Here is a 17,966-nt window from a genome sequence, read left to right as displayed (position 1 = left end):
AAATGAAAGAAATTAATTGTTTTTTGAAAAAACGAACATTTTTTTTTAAAAAAGAAATATTTAACTCCAATAAAACATTTATAAAAAATACTATATGGTTTATTATCCTGATAAAAAGAAACAAAATAGGAATAGGAGAATGCAATCCAATATTGGATCAATTAGCATTGAAAAATTTAAAAAAATTTGAAATAGAACTAAAAAATCTTCTTAATAAAATTTATATTTTCAAAAAAACAGAAATTTCTTATTATTACAAATACATTTCATATTCATCTATTCTATTTGGATTAGAACAAGCTTTTTTAAGTTTAAATAATCAATTTCCTATATTGTACGATTCTGAATTCACTTATGGAAAAAAAGGCATTTCTATAAATAGTTTAATGTGGTTGAATTCATTTAATAATATAAAATATGCAATGAAAGAAATGAAAAACCAAATAAACAAAGGTTTTTTATATATAAAAATGAAGATCAACACAAGATTGATTGATCTTCAATTTATTATTATGAGTAAAATAAAAAAGATATATCCATTTATTAAAATACGTATAGATGCAAATGGCTGTTTTAAAGATGTTCAAGAAACTTTATATTATTTAAATAAATTTTATGATTTAAATATAATTGATCTAATAGAACAACCTATATCATCTGGAAATTGGAAAGATATGTCAAAGATATGTGAAAAATCAAAATTACCTATAGCATTAGACGAAGAATTAGCAAATGTTAACGTATTAGAGGAAAAAAAAAAATTATTAGATATTATTAAACCTAAATATATTATATTGAAACCTAGTGTAAATGGGGGATTTTATAGATCTGAAGAATGGATATTAGAAGCTAATAAAAGAAAAATAAAATGGTATATTAGTTCTTCTTTAGAAAGTAATATTGGTATCAATGCAATAGCTCAATGGACTTTCCAAATGCAAAAAAAATATAATAATAAAAATTTTAATACACATGGATTAAATACAGGAATTTTATATGCAAATAATTGGATTTCTCCTTTAGAAATTAAAAAGGGTTTTATTTGGTATAACCCATTCATAAAATGGAAAATAAAAACATTATTAATAAATCAAAAAAAATGTGGATAGATTTTTCTTCTAAAAAAACATTCCCCTCTTTTTATTCTAATTTTCTTCAAAAGAAAGATTTTTATTGGAAAAAAGCTATTTTGTCATTTTTAGAAAATTGGTATGATAATAAACCTATTTTATCTTTTACTTCTGGAACTACAGGAAGACCTAAAAATATTTTTTTATGTAAAAAACATATGTATAAAAGAGCTATAAAAACTGTAGAATTTTTAAAACTTAAAAAAAAAGGAATTAGAGGTTTATTATGTTTATCTCCAGATTTTATAGCTGCTAAAATGTTTTTAGTACGTGCTATCATTTTTAAATGGAAAATATACTGTATTCCTCCATCATCTAATCCTTTAAAAAATATTAAAGAATATTTTGATATTACATCAATGGTTCCATTACAAGTTTTTTTCAGTTTAAAATATTTAAAATATATTAAAATTGTTTTAATAGGAGGATATTCTATTTCAAATTTTTTGGAAAAAAAATTGCAAAATATTTCAACAATTTGTTATTCTACTTATGGAATGACAGAAACTTTAGGTCATATAGCTATAAAAAAAATTAATGGATCAAATAAATCAACCTTTTATAAATCATTTCAAGATGTCACTTTGAGTGTAGATAATAGGAATTGCTTGAGAATTTTTTTTTCATGTACGTGTACATGTTGTAGGAATTCATTTGTACAAACAAATGATATTGTTGATATGATATCTAAAAATACATTTATTTGGATAGGTAGATATGATAATGTCATTAATAGTGGAGGAATTAAAATTATTCCTGAGTTAATAGAAAAAGAAATTAGTTCTTTTATTCCTTGTGAAAAACGATTTTTTATATCTTCAATTCCAGATAATATTTTAGGAGAAAAAATAATATTGATTATTGAAGGAAATCCTTTTTCATTACATTTTCCTGATAACATTTTTAGTAAAAAAAAGAAATTTTATAAACCAAAAAATATTTTTTTTATTCCTTTTTTTACAAAAAGTTTATTTGAAAAATTCAATAGAAAAGAAATTATAAAAAAACTAAAAATCTAAATATATTTTATATTTTTTTATTCATTTTTTTATCAAAAAATATTTTGAGTTCTTTAAGAAAAGTTTTAGTACTTAGGTACTTATTTTTTTCATTGGACTGTTGAACTAAGTCTTTAGTCATTTTTCCAGATTCTATAAAATCTATACATGCTTTTTCCATTTTTTCCGAAAAAAACTTTAAATCTATATTTTTATCTAGAATAGCTCTATGTTTCAGCCCACGAGTCCAAGAAAAAATAGAAGCGATAGGATTGGTTGATGTTTCTTTCCCTTTTTGATATAATCTATAATGTCTTGTTATCGTTCCATGAGCGGCTTCAGATTCCAAAGTCTTTCCGTCTGGAGTAAGCAAAACAGATGTCATCATTCCTAGTGAACCAAATCCTTGCGCTATACAATCTGATAGGACATCTCCATCATAATTTTTACAGGCCCATATAAATTTTCCATTTGATTTAATAGCTTTTGCTATCATATCATCAATTAAACGATGTTCATAAGTAATTTGTAAATTTTCGAATTTTGATTTGAATTCATTATTATATATTTCTTGAAATATATTTTTGAATCTTCCATCATATGCTTTTAAAATAGTATTTTTGGTAGATAAGAAAAGAGGCCATTTTTTATATATAGAATAATTAAAACAAGAACGAGCAAATCCATAGATCGACTTATCAGTATTATACATTCCCATAGCAATACCAGGGTCCATAAAATGATAAATTTCAAATTTTATTGGTTTATTTTTTTTATTGTCATCTGGTATAAAAGAGATGTATAATTTTCCTTTTCCTTTGACAATAAAATCTGTAGCTTGGTATTGGTCAGCATAAGCATGTCGAGCTATACATATGGGGTTTTTCCAATTTTTAATCGAACGATAAATATTTTTTACTATAATAGGTTCTCTGAAAACAGTTCCGTTAATAATATTTCGAATAGTTCCATTTGGAGATTTCCACATTTTTTTGAGATAAAATTCTTTCACTCTATTTTCATCTGGTGTGATTGTCGCGCATTTAATTCCTACATTATATTTTTTTATAGCATAAGCAGCTTCTACAGTTATTTTATCATTTGTTATATTTCTATTTTCTATTCCTAAGTCAAAATAAATGATTTTTATATCTAAATAAGGTATAATAAAATATTTTTTAATATATTTCCATATAACTCTTGCCATTTCATCTCCATCTATTTCTACTATAGGATTGTTGACTTTAATTTTTTTCATAAAATCGAAAAATTTATTATAATATAACATGTTTTTTTAGAAAAAAGAAATTCTTATATTTGCGTAATTATTATATTAATATTAGTTGTATTAGGTATTAATCTTCCTTTGAGTTTGAATAATTCGAAGTATTTTTTTTCTTCTTAACATGGGAACGAAAAAAAATGTATGTCTGATTTTAAAAAAAAATTAAATTTACTTCTGTATCTGTGGTAGAAAAATTAAGAATTATTTTCTTTCTAGAAAAAAAAGTAGTGTATTCTACTATTTTTAAATCGTATATTTAATTTCATCATAAAAATATTTTATTTAGATGCGGGATATTTTCCATATTTGAATCATTAGGTTCTGTATTCTATATAAATATTTATAAAATGATATTTAAAGTTTATAAGATGAAATAAAACTACTCTAATATCTTGTTAATAAAATCAAAAAAAAAAAAATACATGTTAGATTTTTTAATAACCATATTTGAAAATAATAGAAATAAAAATATTTTTCCTGATAAAAAAAAATCTGAAGATTTTGTTAAAAAATTATTTCATACTTTATTTACTCCCGATCAAAATATTTTAGATGATGCAATTCTTTTTAAAAAAAATTATGAAAATTTACAAAAACTTTTATACGAAATTTTCATTGAATTGAATATAAATGAAAAAGATTCTGATAATTTTACTCGAATTTTTTTCAAAGAAGTACCTAATATTTATAAAACTTTGATAATAGATGCTAATGCAATACTTAAATCGGATCCCGCAGCAACAGTTATAGAAGAAATTTTCCTTTCTTATCCTGGGTTCTTTGCCACTGCATTATATAGAATAGCACATCAATTATGGATTCAAAAAATTCCGATTATTCCAAGATTGATTACAGAATATGCACATAGTAAAACTGGAGTGGATATTCATGCATCTGCAGAAATAGGAAAAGCTTTTGCTATCGATCATGGAACAGGAATAGTTATAGGATCTAGTACCAAAATAGGAGATAAAGTTAAAATATATCAAGGAGTTACTTTAGGGGCTATTTATGTAGATAAAAAATTAGCAAATATAAAACGTCATCCTACAATAGAAAATCAAGTTACAATTTATGCTGGAGCTACTGTTCTAGGAGGAGAAACTATAATAGGTCATGATAGTGTGCTAGGAGGTAATGTTTGGGTTACAAAAAGTGTACCTCCTTTTTCTATAGTCTATCAAAAAAGTGAAATAAAAATGAGAAATAATAGTCCTTTTCCTGATCCCATTAATTTTATGATATAAAAAAATAAAAATGAAAGTTGATAGTATTTTAAAAACTATAGGAAATACACCTCATGTTCATCTTAAAAGATTATTTCCTAATCATCAAGTATGGATAAAACTGGAAAGAAATAACCCTGGAGGAAGCATAAAAGATAGAATAGCTTTATCTATGATAGAAGATGCAGAAAAAAAAGAAATTATTCACAAAGGTGATATTATCATAGAACCTACTTCGGGAAATACAGGAATAGGATTGGCAATAGTTTGCTCTGTAAAAGGTTATCGTCTTATTTTAGTTATGCCAGAGTCTATGAGTATTGAAAGAAGAAAATTATTTTCTATTTTTGGAGCAAAATTTGTTCTTACTCCAAGAGAAGATGGAATGAAAGGAGCAATTAAAAAAGCAGAAGAATTAATAGATACTATTCCAAATTCCTGGATGCCTAAACAATTTGATAATATTTCAAATCCCAATATACATAAAAATACAACTGCAAAAGAAATTATAGATGCTTTTCCTAAGGGGATAGATTATTTCATTACAGGAGTAGGAACGGGGGGTCATATTACTGGAATAGGAGAAGTATTAAAAGATAAGTTTCCAAATATAAAAATATTTTCTGTGGAACCTATAGAATCTCCAGTTATATTTGGAGGAACACCAAATTCTCATGCTTTACAAGGATTAGGTGCAGGTTTTATCCCATCTATTTTAAATGTAAAAATATTAGATGGCTCTTTTTTGGTATCTAAAGAAGAAGCTTTTTCTTATGTTAAAAAAACGGCAAAAAAAGAAGGAATTCTTGTTGGAATATCTACTGGGGCTTCATTATCTGCTATAGAAAAACAATTATCTAAATTTTCAAAAAAATCTATAATATTAACGTTTAATTATGATACTGGAGAAAGATATTTATCTGTTGATAATCTTTTTATGTGATAATAAAAAAAGTTATTTTTAATATTTTATTTTTATAGTAGTGTTTTTATAAAAAAAATTAAGATGTTATCTGAATCAAATAACAAGACATTTTTTAAGTTAATACAAGAATCTACTCAAGAAGAAATTATATGGATGTGTGGTTATATGTCTGGATTATTGCTTTCTAAAAAAAATTTAAAAGAATTTATAAAAAAGGAAGAAAAAAAAATTACGTTAGTTTATGGTACAGAAACAGGAAATGCTAAAAATTTAGCTTTTAATATTTATCAAAAAGCTGAAAAAGAAAAATTTAAAATTAAATTAATTAGTTTAGATCAATATTCTATGCAAAATTTAGAAAAAGAAGATTATTTTTTCATTATAATGAGTACTCATGGAGAAGGTGAACCTCCATCTTCTGCAAAGTCTTTTTTTGATTTTATTCATTATAATAAAAACCTTTTTCTAAAAAATATGAAATACAGCGTTTTAGCATTGGGAGATAGATCATATACTTATTTTTGTAAAGCAGGTAAAGATGTGGATAAACGTTTACATGATATAGGAGCGACTAGAATAGTTCCATTACATAAATGTGACGTTGATTATGAAACCCAAGCAAAAAAATGGTTTTCGGAAATTATGAATTTTTTAAAAAAAAAAAAAATCAAATTAAAAACCAAAGAATATATGGAAAAATTTTAAATAATATAATTTTAAATGATCAAGAAAAAGGGTCTAACAAAGAAATTCATCATATAGAAATTTTTGTTCCAAATAAAATAGAGTATCTTCCTGGAGACTCTATAGGTATTTTTCCTGAAAATTCTTGTAATGAAGTAGATCATCTTATAGAGTATATAAAAGAAAATAAGAAAGAAGAATTGAAAAAATATAAATATGAAGAAAAAAATAAGATATTTAATCTTTTTAAGAAAAATCTAAATATTTTTTATTTATCCGAAAATTTTTTGAATAAATACTCTTTTTTATCAGAAAAAAAAAATATTGATTTAAATCATAAATGGAAACTTATCGATCTTTTAAAAAAATTTCCTATAAAAAATAAATATTCTCTAAAAGATCTAATAAAAATAATGGATCCCATAAAACCTAGACTATATTCTATATCTTCATCTCCTATAGCTCATGGTAATATAATCCATATTACAGTATCTCGTCATCGTTTTAAATTAAATAAAGAAACCATATACGGTCATTGTTCTGATTTTTTATCTAAACTTAAAATGGGAGATGAATTATCTTTTTTTATTTATAAAAATCCGTTTTTTAAATTACCCAAATTAAATAAAGATATAATTCTTATTGGTCCTGGAACTGGAATAGCTCCTTTTCGTTCTTTTTTATATGAAAGAGAAGCAAGAAAAGCTACGGGTAAAAATTGGTTATTTTTTGGAGATCAATACTCCAATACAGATTTTTTATATCAAACAGAAATCAAAAATTGGAAAAAAAAAGGAATTCTTCATTATGTCAGTTTATCTTTTTCGAGAGATCAAGAAAAAAAAATTTATGTACAAAATAAAATATGGGAAAATAGAATAGAATTTTTTGATTGGATAAAAAATGGAGCCTATGTTTATATTTGTGGAAATAGAATTCCTATGAGTTTAGATGTAGAAAAAATGATTTGTCGTGTTATAGAAAAAGTAGGAAAATGTGATTCAAAATTTTTCATAAAAAAAATGAAAAAAGAAGGAAGATACTTGAAAGATGTATATTGATTCATATGATAAAATATCCAATTAGTTAATCTTTACTAATTAATTTTAATTATTTTTTTAGTAAAAAAAATAATTTTTTCTACAATTTTTTTATCCATTTTGTATTTAGATTCTTTGGTCCATCCTGCAATATGTGGGGTAAATATTACTTTATTAGAATGAATAAGATAAAGAAAACTTTTAGAAAAGTTATGATGATGAAAAATATTATTAAAGGAAACATTTTCATATTCTAATACATCTAAACATGCTCCACATACTTTTCCATTTTTCAATGCTTCTGCTAAATGACTTGTAATTACACATCCACCACGGGAAGTATTTATCAAATAAATAGGTTTAAAAAATTTTTTTATAAAATTATAGTTTATTATTCCTTTAGTTTTTTTAGTATAAGGAACATGTAAACTGATTATATCTGATTTTTCAAAAATCGTATTCATCTTCACTTGTTTTGCGTAAATATCTCCTACTTTAGGTAAAATATCATAACATAATATTTTAGCATCAAAACCTGAAAGTTTTTTTGCAAAAGCTTTTCCTGTATTTCCATATCCAATGATTCCTATTGTTTTTCCCATAATTTCTATTCCCCTATTAGTTTCTCTATTCCATTTTCCCTTTGTTATTTCTTGATGTGAATGAATGATATAATTCATTATACATAGAAGCATTCCTACTGCATGTTCTGCAACTGCATCTTTATTTCCTTCTGGAGAAGAAATCAAAGTGATTCCTTTTTTTATAGCATAATCCTTATCTATATTTTCTGTTCCAGATCCAATACGAGCTATAAATTTTAAATTTATAGCTCTTTCAAGAAACTTTTTATCTATTTTTAATCTACTTCTTAAAATAATTCCATCATATGTAGATATATTAATTTTATCTGTTGAATCATTATAATTTTCATCACAAATAAATCCTTCTTTTTTTAGTTTGTATATAATAAAAGGATGATTTTTATCCAATATTAGTATTTTTTTTATCATTTCATTTATCATAATCATTACTATTTTCTGAGTTTAAGTATCCATCAAAATCTATAATTTCTTTTTCTTTTTTTTCTTCATTTATCATGTTTTCTTCATTTATTATGTTTTCTTCGTTTATTATGTTTTCTTCTTTAATCCGGTTTTCATTGCAATGATCCCAATGAGATTGATAATTTTTAGGTTTGTGAAAAAATAATTTATCATGATAAATTAAATTTATATTTTTGTATAAACTTTTCATATAATAAGCCCATATAGGTAAAGCCATATTTGCACCTTGTCCTAGTTTTATATTCTCAAAATGAGAAAATCTATCTTCCCAACCTACCCATATTCCAGTAGTCAAATTAGGAATCATACCTATAAACCATCCATCTGAGTTTTCATTAGTTGTTCCTGTTTTTCCAGCGATATCTCCTATAAAATTGTAATTTTGTAATCTTTTCGCCGTTCCATATTTAATTACTCCTTGCATTAATTTTAACATAATATACCCTATTTCTTCACTAAAAACTTGTCTCCTACTAAAATCTATATGTTCTTTAATTAAATTTCCATTCTCATCCTCTATTTTTACTAAAATAGAGGGTCTAACATAAATTCCATAATTAGTAAATGTATTGAATGCACCTGTCATTTCATATAAAGTGAGATCAGCAGAACCAAGCGCTATAGATGGATGTTCAGGAATTATAGATTCTATTCCCATTTTTTTTGCTAAATTAATAACTGGACCTGGAGTAATTTGCGATATTAAACGAGCAGAAATAGTATTAACTGAAAAAGCTAATCCATCTTTTAAAGTAAGAAAACCTCCGTATTTTCCATTTGAATTTCTAGGACTCCATTTTCCTAAATGAAATTTTTCATTTGAAATTTTTGTACAAGGATTATAATGTAATTCATTAATAGCAGCAGCATATAAAATAGGTTTAAAAACAGATCCAACTTGACGTTGTGTTTTTGCTACATGATCATATTGAAAATAATTAAAATCTATCCCTCCTACCCATGCTTTAATAAATCCAGTAGAAGATTCTACAGACAACATACCACCTTGAATAATACTTTTTTGATAACGAATAAAATCCCATGGAGACATTAATACTTTTTTGGCACCATTCCAAGTGAATAATCTGATTAATTGTGGTTTTTTAAATTCTTCTGTAATTTTTTTTTCTGTTAACCCCTTTTGTTTTAAATCTTGGTAAAGAGTAGTTCTATGCATTGCAGATATAAGAATTCGTTTTGTTTTTTCTGGAGAAATATTTAAAAATGGGGCATTTTTATTTTTTTTTTGAAAATGATTAAACAAAATTTGTAATTGACTGAGATGTTTTTTTACAGCTTTTTCTGCATAATCCTGCATTTTAGCATCAATAGATGTATATATTTTTAATCCGCTAGAATAAAGATTAAGTTTTTGTCCAGTTTTATCTTCATGTTCATCTAAAGCTTCTTGAATTTCTTTTTTTAAAAACTCACCATAATAAGTAAGCAATTCAAAATCTTTCTTTTGTATTTTAAAATTTATTTTTATAGGTTTTTCTACTTCTTTTTTATATCTACATATGTTTAATAAATTATATTTCATCATTTGATGTAAAACTAAATTTCTTTGTTTTTTTGCTCTTTCAGGATAATTTTTGGGATTATATAAAGAAGGATTTTCTAGCATTCCAACCAATATTGCAGATTCACCTAAATTTAACTCAGAAACCTTTTTATTAAAATAAGTATGAGCAGCTGTTTCTATCCCTTTTGCATTATACAAAAAATCAAATTTATTATAATACATAGTAATAATTTCTTCTTTTGTATAACGTTTTTCAAGTTCAATAGCCATTACCCATTCTAAAAGTTTTTGATGGATTCTTTGTAATTTATTTTTTGCAGATGTTCCTGTAAAAAGAAGTTTTGCTAATTGTTGTGAGATAGTACTTCCTCCACCTTTTTTTCCTAAAGAAAGAATTGCTCTAAGAAAAGATTTAGCATCAATTCCAGAATGAAATTTGAAACGAATATCTTCTTTTGCAAGAAGTGCGTTTACAAGATCCCTTGGAAGTTCTTGATAAGTAATTAAAGTTCTATTTTCAGAAAAAAATTTTCCTAATAATATTCCATTATAATCATATACCTCTGAACCTACTTTCATGGCAGGATTTTCTATATTATCAGTATTAGGTAAAGTTCCTAAATAACCTTTAGAAGCCGCATAAAAAATAATAGTAACACTACTTATTCCTATAATAAATAAAAACCAAAAATAAAAAATAAGTCTACGGAAATAAAAATTTATTTTTATACTTTTTTTATCCACGCAAAAAAAATTATTTTATTATCATATAATTTGTTAATTATATAGATAAATCTTTAAATGTTAATTCTGTTTTTTGAATAGTATTTACAGTTGATAATTCCTCCAAAGGGGGAGCTATTTTGTTTTTTTCTAAAATTTCTTTAATTTTTTTTACTTTTATTCTGAACCATGTATTGGGATTCTTTATATAAGAAAACCACATTTCTTGTTTAAAAACATCAATTTTCATGCATTGAGCAATTCCTTTTTTAGTGTAAATTTTGCTGTTAAAATCAGGAAAATCTTTTACAGCATCTAAATAGGCATCTAATTCATAGTTAAGACAGCATTTTAATTTACTACATTGTCCAGTTAATTTTTGAATATTTATGGAAAGTTGTTGATATCTTGCTGAATTAGTTGTCACACTTTTGAAATTTTTTAACCAAGTGGAACAACAAAGCTCTCGGCCACAAGAACCTATTCCACCAATTTTCGCAGCTTCTTGTCTATATCCTATTTGACGCATTTCTATACGTATGTGAAAATGTAAAGCTAATTCTTTAATCAATTTTCTAAAATCAACCCTATTTTCAGCTGTATAATAAAAAGTAGCTTTTTCTCCATCACCTTGATATTCAATATCACAAATTTTCATAGAAAGATTTAAATTTTTAGCTATTTTTTTAGCTTCTAAAAGAGTAGTTAATTCTTTATTTCTAAAAGATTTCCAAATATTTATTTCTTTATATGTTGATTTTCTATATATTTTTTTAAAAGTTTTTGAATTCACAGTTTGATTTCTTATTTGTAACTTAACCAATTCTCCAGTTAAGGAAACCATGCCTACATCATACCCTTTCCCATATTTAGGTTCTACTGTTACAATATCTCCTTGATCAAGAGATATTTTTTCTTGATTCAAAAAAAATTCTTTTCTATTTTTTTTAAATTGTATTTCTACAATATCATATTTTTGATATTCAAAAGGAGATTGAATATTGGATAACCAATCTAATGCAAATTTGCAACATGATTTTTTTTTTAAAATATTTTCTTTTTTTGCACATTTATTTAAACAATCAGAGCATGATTTGTTCATTAATAATATAATAAGTTTTAGAAACAAAAATAAATTATGTTTCTTATTTTGATAAAAATATAAATATATATTCTAAAATATGAATAAAAAAATAGCAGTATTTCCTGGATCTTTTGATCCTATTACTTTAGGACATTATGATATTATTATTAGAGCTTTAAATTTATTTGATAAAATTATTATAGCTATTGGAAAAAATATTGAAAAAAAAAATATGTTTTCTATTAAAAAGAGAAAACAATGGATAAAAAAAACTTTTTTAAGTTTATCACAAAAAATAGAAATTGATTCATTTAATGGATTAACTATTTCTTTTTGTATAAAAAAAAAAGCTAGATTTTTATTAAGAGGAATTAGAAATCAATTGGATTTTGAATTTGAAAAAAATATATTTTTCATTAATAAAGAGTTAGATAAAAAACATATTATTGAAACAATTTATCTTTTTTCTTCTTTCGAAAAATCCCATATTAGTTCTTATATTGTAAGAGATATTATAAAAAATGGTGGAGATTACACCATGTTTGTTCCTTCTTCTGTTAGATTATAAAATATATGGGATTTTTCGAAAGAAGAAAAAAGATAAATTGTTTCAATAAAGGCTCATCAGATATTAGCTATCCAATCAAGAATAATTTGTTTTTTTTCCATATTAATATCCACAAGTTTTACTTTCACTTTATCTCCTATTTGATAAATTTTTCTTTTTTTTTTACCAATTATACTGTAATTATTAGAATTTAAAATATAAGAGTCTTCTTCTATATCACGTAATCGTACCATACCCTCTGTTTGAAATAATAATAAATCAATAAATACACTCCAATCAGTAAATCCTGTAATAATACCATCAAATTCTTTTCCTATGAATTTTTTCATATATTTAACCTGCATATATTTTAAAAATTCTCTTTCTACATCTATAGCTAAACGTTCTTTATAACTACAATATTGAGATTGTCTTTCATAAAACTCTATTGGATTAAGTTTATTTTTATTTTTTCCTTTTGTATTTTCAGTTAAATAATAATATAACAAACGATGAGCTATTATATCTGAATATCTTCTTATAGGAGAAGTAAAATGACTATAATGAATGAAAGATAATCCATAATGTCCTATATTTTTTATAGAATATTTAGCTTTGCTCATAGCACGAAGAATTAAGTTTTCAATCATATTTTGTTCTGGTTTTCCTCTAGTTTGTTTTAATAAATGATTAATAGAAGTTTTTAAATTTTTTAAATCTAAAAAATAACCTAAAGGTTCTATTATTTTTTTTATCAAAAAAATTTTTTGATAATCAGGTTCATCATGTACTCTGTAAATATAGAGTTTATTAGAAAGCCTTCCATCCAAATTTAAGCTAACAAATTCTGAAATTTTTCGATTGGTTAATAACATAAATTCTTCAATTAAATGATGAGCATCATTATTTTTTTCCAAATACAAAGAAATTGGATTATTTTTTTCATCTAAATGAAATCTTACTTCCACTTTTTCTATATAAATAGATCCATTTTTTAATCGATTCTGAGTTAATATTTTAGAAAATGAAAATAATGTGTAAATATCTTCATAATAGTCTCCTTTTTTTTGATCTATAATAGATTGAACTTCATCATATGTAAATTTTCTATCAGATCGTATTATTGTTTTTCCAAACCAATTTTTCAATATTTTTCCTTTACTATCTATATTAAAAATATAAGAAAAACTTAATTTATCTTTTTTTGGTTGTAAAGAGCAAAGATCATTAGATAATATTTTTGGAAGCATAGGTATAACTTTTCCTACAAAATAAATAGATGTGGCACGTGAATATGCTTCTTTATCTAATAAACTTCCTTCTTTTATATAATGAGAAACATCAGATATATGTACTCCTATTTCCCAAGTGTCATTACTTAATTTTCTAATAGATAAGGCATCATCAAAATCTTTAGCATCCAAAGGATCTATGGTAAAAGTATTAACATTTCTCATATCTCTTCTAAAGTTTATATCTAAAATTTCTTTATAAAAAATTTGCTTAGCTTCATTTTCCATTTTTGGGGAAAATTTATAGGATATTCCATATTCTTCTAATAAAGAAAAAACTTCTGTTTTATATTCCCCAGAAGCTCCAAATACTTTTACGATTTTCCCCAAAGGATTTTTAAACTTTTTAGGCCATGATATAATTTGAACTAAAACTTTATTATTATGATAACATTTTTCCAATTTTTGTATTGGAACTAATATATCCACATGAAGATTATTACTATGCACTCTTCCAAATTTATCATAATGTGGAACGTTTAATTTTAATATTCCAATAAATTGTTTAGTTTTTCTTTTAATTATTTTTAGTACTTCCCCTTCCATTTTTATTCCTTTACTATTATAAAATCTAATCTTTACTAAATCCCCTTCTAAAGCTTTATTTGTTTTATTTTTAGGAATAAAAATATCTTTTTTAAATTCCTTGATATAAACAAATGCATATCCATGATTAGTAATATTAATAAATCCTGTGGCTGAATTATTACAATGCTTCTTTTTTGTTTTTCTTTCTTTTTTCATGATAAAAACATATCTATAAAGAGTTAAAAAATCTACAATCTAAAGATTATAGATAAAAAATCATTTTTTTTTTATTAAACTTAGGATATTATTTATTATATTTGCAATGATCCATTTTTTTACTATTATATAAAAATAAAATAACTCTAAGATGACAGATAAACGTATATTATATGTTTCTTCGGATTTATTTCCTTTTTCTTCAGAAAATCCGGTTTCTCTATCTGTATTGAAAGCTACTAAATTTATGCAATCAATAGGAAACGATGTACGTATATTTATGCCTCGTTTTGGAGTCATCAATGAAAGAAGACATCAATTACATGAAGTTATTCGTTTATCAGGCATGAATTTAGTAATTAACGATATAGATCAACCTTTATTAATAAAAGTGGCATCGATTCCTGATGCTAGATTGCAAGTTTATTTTATAGATAATGATGAATATTTTAAGAGGAAAGCTATAGATAAAGATGAAAATGGTATTTTTTTTCAAGATAATGATGAAAGAGCTTTATTTTTTACAAAAGGAGTTTTAGAAACTGTAAAAAAATTAAATTGGAAACCTGATATTATCCATATATATGGATGGATCAGTTCTTTTATCCCTTTATATATTAAAAATTTTTATAAAAATGATCCCGTATATCAAAATGTAAAAATTGTTGTATCTATTTATAATAATCCTTTCAAAGGATCTTTAAATAAAGATATTATTAAAAAAATAAAACTAGATGGTATAAAATCTAGAAAATTAAAATTGTTAGAAAATCCAAATTATTTTAATATAATAAAATTATGTATGTATTTCTCGGATGCTATTATAAAAGGAGATCTTTTTTTCCCCGAGGAAATAGAAAATTATATAAAAATAACTAAGTTATTAGTATTAAAATATTATCCTGTAGAAGAAATAGAAACCGTTTATCAACAATTTTATAAAGAAACTGTTTTAGAACAGATAAATTAAATAAAATAGATAAAAACTTCTAATTTTATCTAGAATGTGTGGTATAATTGGTTATTTAGGTTATAGAGAAGCTTATCCTATTATTATTAGTGGATTAAAAAAATTAGAGTATAGAGGATACGATAGTTCTGGTATTGCTATTTTTTATGAGAATGGATATAATTTATATAAAACTAAAGGTAGGGTTTATGAATTAGAAAAAAAAATTTCTTTTTGTAAAAAACAAATGATAGGGACTACTGGAATAGGTCATACAAGATGGGCCACTCATGGAATTCCAGATAATATTAATGCTCATCCTCATGTTTCTAATTCCAATGAACTCATTATAATTCATAATGGAATTATAGAAAATTATTATGCTATTAAAATTATTTTGTTAAAGAACGGATTTACTTTTAAAAGTAAAACAGACACAGAAGTTCTTGTTAACTTAATTGAATATCTTAAAAAAGAAAATAAATTATCTTTGGAAGAGGCAGTAAGAATTTCTTTAAATGAAATTGTAGGAGCTTATTCTATTGCTGTAGTAGAAAAATCTCGTCCTGAAACAGTCATTATTGCAAAGTTAGGAAGTCCTTTATCTTTGGGAATAAATGAAAAAGAATTTTTCATTGCATCTGATCCAATTTCTTTCATAGATTATACCAAGAATGTCATTTATTTAAAAGATGGAGAGATGGCTATTCTTAAAAAAGGTAAAGAACTAGATCTTAGAAAGATTATAGATAATCATAGATTGAATCCAATTATTAAAAAACTTCAAATCAATTTAAAAGAAATTGAAAAAGGAAAATATAAATATTTCATGCTAAAAGAAATATATGAACAACCTAAAACGATTTTTAATACTTTACGAGGTAGATTATTAATACCGGAAAAGATTATTTGTATTGATGGAGTTGAATCTAATAAAGACATTTTTGTTAATGCTAAATGTATAACTATAGTAGCATGTGGAACCTCATGGCATGCTAGTCTAATTGGAGAATATTTACTAGAGGAATTAGCGCGTGTTCCAGTAGAGGTAGAATATGCATCTGAATTCCGGTATAGAAATCCTATTATAGGAAAAAAAGATGTAATTATTGTAATATCTCAATCAGGAGAAACCGCAGACACTTTAGCTGCTTTGAAATTAGCAAAAAATAAAGGAGCTTTTGTATTTGGAATTTGTAATGTAGTTGGATCATCTATTGCACGAAATGTAGATGCAGGTGCTTATACACATGCGGGTCCTGAAATAGGAGTTGCTTCAACAAAAGCTTTCACTGCACAAATCACAGTTCTTATTTTGTTAGCCTTAATCATAGGAAAACATCGATCTACAATCGATGATTGTCGTTATAAATTATTATGTAAAGAACTTGGTTCTATTCCTGAAAAAGTTGATCAAACATTAAAAATAGATAATATTATAAAAAAAATATCTCAAGTATACTACGATGTAAATAATTTTCTTTATTTAGGTAGAGGAATTAATTTTCCGGTGGCTTTAGAAGGTGCTTTAAAACTAAAAGAAATATCCTATATTCATGCAGAAGGTTATCCTGCTGCAGAAATGAAACATGGTCCCATAGCTTTAATTGATGAGAATATGCCTGTAGTTATTATTGCTACAAAAAAAGGATGTTACGATAAAATTATTGGTAATATTCAAGAAGTAAAAGCTAGAAAAGGAAAGATTATAGCTATAATTAATGAAGGTGATGTTCAAGTTAATATGTTAGCAGATCATGTGATAAAAATACCAGATACTTCTGAAGTATTTAGTCCGTTGTTGACAGTAATACCACTTCAACTATTAGCTTATCAAATTGCTTATATACGTGGAGAAAATGTAGACCAACCAAGAAACTTAGCTAAATCAGTCACAGTAGAATAACTATATTTTCTTTTTATAAGAATATTTAATGAATAATTAAAAATAAATATTTTCAATATCTGATTCTATTTGATTTTTTAATATATTTTTCTAAAGCCATAGCCATAGAAGGGAATTCTGGTGTTGGTACTTTTATATCAATTTTTAATCCGGCCTTACAAGCCGCATCTAAAGTATTTTTTCCGAAAGTAGCAATTTTTGTATTATTTTGATCAAAATTAGGAAAATTATCAAATAAAGATTTGACTTCTGCTGGGTTGAAAAAAACTAAAATATCATAACATGCATGTTTTAAATCAGATAAATCACTAGAAGTTGTTTTATATAAAATAGCTCTTTTCCAAAAAATATTCAGTTTATTTAACATATCAGGAATTTCTGACTTTAATATATCTGAAGAAGGTAAAAGAAATTTTTCTTTGTAATGTTTTTTAATATAAGGAAGTATATCTTTAAATGACATATTTCCAATATGAATTTTTCTTTTTCTATAAATAATATATTTTTGTAAATAATAAGCTATGGTATTTGTTTGACATACATATTTCATGGAAATGGGAACTTTGAAACGCATCGATTTTGCTAATCGAAAATAATGATCTACAGATTTTTTACTAATAAAAAGAACGACGGTAAAATCTGAAAAATTGATTTTCTGTTTTCTTACATCACTGGATGATGCCCCTTTTACTTCTATGAAAGATCGAAAATCAATATTCACATTTTTATTTTTGCTAAGTTCTATGTATGGAGCATTAGAACCACCACTAAGAGGTTGTGAAATCAGAATATTATTTATTTTCATCCTTTTTTTTGTATAACAGAATTTTAAAGTTTAAAA

At 24.4% G+C, this 17,966-nt stretch carries 15 protein-coding genes; 9 read left to right on the top strand and 6 right to left on the bottom strand.

What is annotated here, in order from left to right:
- Nucleotides 1-2: 2 nt before the first annotated feature.
- Both H0H50_RS01810 and H0H50_RS01805 read left to right on the top strand, forming a co-directional pair.
- Entirely contained in the window at nt 3-1,109 is a 1,107-nt protein-coding gene (locus H0H50_RS01810; protein ID WP_185866928.1) for an enolase C-terminal domain-like protein, read from the top strand.
- Nucleotides 1,064-2,149, top strand: a complete 1,086-nt coding sequence (locus tag H0H50_RS01805) for an AMP-binding protein (RefSeq protein ID WP_238784189.1) — start codon at nt 1,064-1,066, stop codon at nt 2,147-2,149. Before H0H50_RS01810 ends, H0H50_RS01805 begins: the two co-directional genes overlap by 46 nt.
- Nucleotides 2,150-2,156: 7 nt before the next feature.
- Here the strand turns inward: H0H50_RS01805 and H0H50_RS01800 are convergent, their stop codons facing one another.
- Nucleotides 2,157-3,386 carry an NADP-dependent isocitrate dehydrogenase gene (locus H0H50_RS01800; RefSeq protein ID WP_185866927.1) on the bottom strand — a complete coding sequence of 410 codons (1,230 nt, stop codon included), beginning with the start codon at nt 3,384-3,386 and terminating at the stop codon, nt 2,157-2,159.
- Between the two features lie 449 nt (nt 3,387-3,835).
- Between H0H50_RS01800 and H0H50_RS01795 the strand changes: the two genes are divergently transcribed.
- The 4 genes from H0H50_RS01795 to H0H50_RS01785 all read left to right on the top strand — a co-directional run bounded on the left by H0H50_RS01795 (nt 3,836) and on the right by H0H50_RS01785 (nt 7,309).
- Entirely contained in the window at nt 3,836-4,660 is an 825-nt protein-coding gene (locus tag H0H50_RS01795; RefSeq protein WP_185866926.1) for a serine O-acetyltransferase, read from the top strand.
- Nucleotides 4,661-4,670: 10 nt separating this feature from the next.
- Nucleotides 4,671-5,582, top strand: a complete 912-nt coding sequence (gene cysK, locus H0H50_RS01790) for a cysteine synthase A (RefSeq protein WP_185866925.1) — start codon at nt 4,671-4,673, stop codon at nt 5,580-5,582.
- 63 nt (nt 5,583-5,645) lie between these two features.
- Entirely contained in the window at nt 5,646-6,269 is a 624-nt protein-coding gene (locus H0H50_RS03085; RefSeq protein WP_238784188.1) for a flavodoxin domain-containing protein, read from the top strand.
- Nucleotides 6,191-7,309 carry a flavodoxin domain-containing protein gene (locus H0H50_RS01785; RefSeq protein ID WP_238784187.1) on the top strand — a complete coding sequence of 373 codons (1,119 nt, stop codon included), beginning with the start codon at nt 6,191-6,193 and terminating at the stop codon, nt 7,307-7,309. Before H0H50_RS03085 ends, H0H50_RS01785 begins: the two co-directional genes overlap by 79 nt.
- 35 nt (nt 7,310-7,344) lie before the next feature.
- Here the strand turns inward: H0H50_RS01785 and H0H50_RS01780 are convergent, their stop codons facing one another.
- From H0H50_RS01780 to H0H50_RS01770, 3 genes are read right to left on the bottom strand one after another with little or no spacing between them, the layout of a single operon-like run.
- Nucleotides 7,345-8,301: an NAD(P)-dependent oxidoreductase gene (locus H0H50_RS01780; protein ID WP_185867432.1), complete on the bottom strand. Its 957-nt coding sequence runs from the start codon at nt 8,299-8,301 to the stop codon at nt 7,345-7,347.
- A 1-nt stretch (nt 8,302) separates the two neighbouring features.
- Nucleotides 8,303-10,624 carry a transglycosylase domain-containing protein gene (locus tag H0H50_RS01775; protein ID WP_185866924.1) on the bottom strand — a complete coding sequence of 774 codons (2,322 nt, stop codon included), beginning with the start codon at nt 10,622-10,624 and terminating at the stop codon, nt 8,303-8,305.
- A 37-nt stretch (nt 10,625-10,661) separates the two neighbouring features.
- Entirely contained in the window at nt 10,662-11,705 is a 1,044-nt protein-coding gene (locus H0H50_RS01770; protein WP_185866923.1) for a PSP1 domain-containing protein, read from the bottom strand.
- A 79-nt stretch (nt 11,706-11,784) separates the two neighbouring features.
- On the opposite strand from H0H50_RS01770, the gene coaD reads away from it, so the two are divergent.
- Complete coding sequence (gene coaD, locus H0H50_RS01765; RefSeq protein WP_185866922.1) at nt 11,785-12,255, top strand: pantetheine-phosphate adenylyltransferase; 471 nt, start codon at nt 11,785-11,787, stop codon at nt 12,253-12,255.
- 56 nt (nt 12,256-12,311) lie between these two features.
- On the opposite strand, the gene rnr is transcribed toward coaD, so the two are convergent.
- The gene (gene rnr / locus H0H50_RS01760; protein WP_185866921.1) at nt 12,312-14,270 is read right to left on the bottom strand and encodes a ribonuclease R; all 1,959 of its coding nucleotides are present in this window, start codon (nt 14,268-14,270) and stop codon (nt 12,312-12,314) included.
- A 151-nt stretch (nt 14,271-14,421) separates the two neighbouring features.
- On the opposite strand from rnr, the gene H0H50_RS01755 reads away from it, so the two are divergent.
- Together H0H50_RS01755 and glmS are read left to right on the top strand one after the other, a co-directional pair.
- Entirely contained in the window at nt 14,422-15,240 is an 819-nt protein-coding gene (locus tag H0H50_RS01755; protein WP_185866920.1) for a glycogen/starch synthase, read from the top strand.
- Between the two features lie 34 nt (nt 15,241-15,274).
- A complete protein-coding gene (gene glmS / locus H0H50_RS01750; protein WP_185866919.1) occupies nt 15,275-17,125 on the top strand; it encodes a glutamine--fructose-6-phosphate transaminase (isomerizing) in 1,851 nt (616 codons plus the stop codon).
- 52 nt (nt 17,126-17,177) lie between these two features.
- Here glmS and H0H50_RS01745 read toward each other — a convergent pair whose 3' ends face one another.
- Nucleotides 17,178-17,930 carry a uroporphyrinogen-III synthase gene (locus H0H50_RS01745; protein ID WP_185866918.1) on the bottom strand — a complete coding sequence of 251 codons (753 nt, stop codon included), beginning with the start codon at nt 17,928-17,930 and terminating at the stop codon, nt 17,178-17,180.
- Between the last annotated feature and the right edge of the window lie 36 nt (nt 17,931-17,966).

It is taken from the genome of Blattabacterium cuenoti (assembly GCF_014252015.1).
GTDB classification, from domain to species: domain Bacteria; phylum Bacteroidota; class Bacteroidia; order Flavobacteriales; family Blattabacteriaceae; genus Blattabacterium; species Blattabacterium cuenoti_U.
This window is presented reverse-complemented; position numbering and strand designations above follow the sequence as displayed.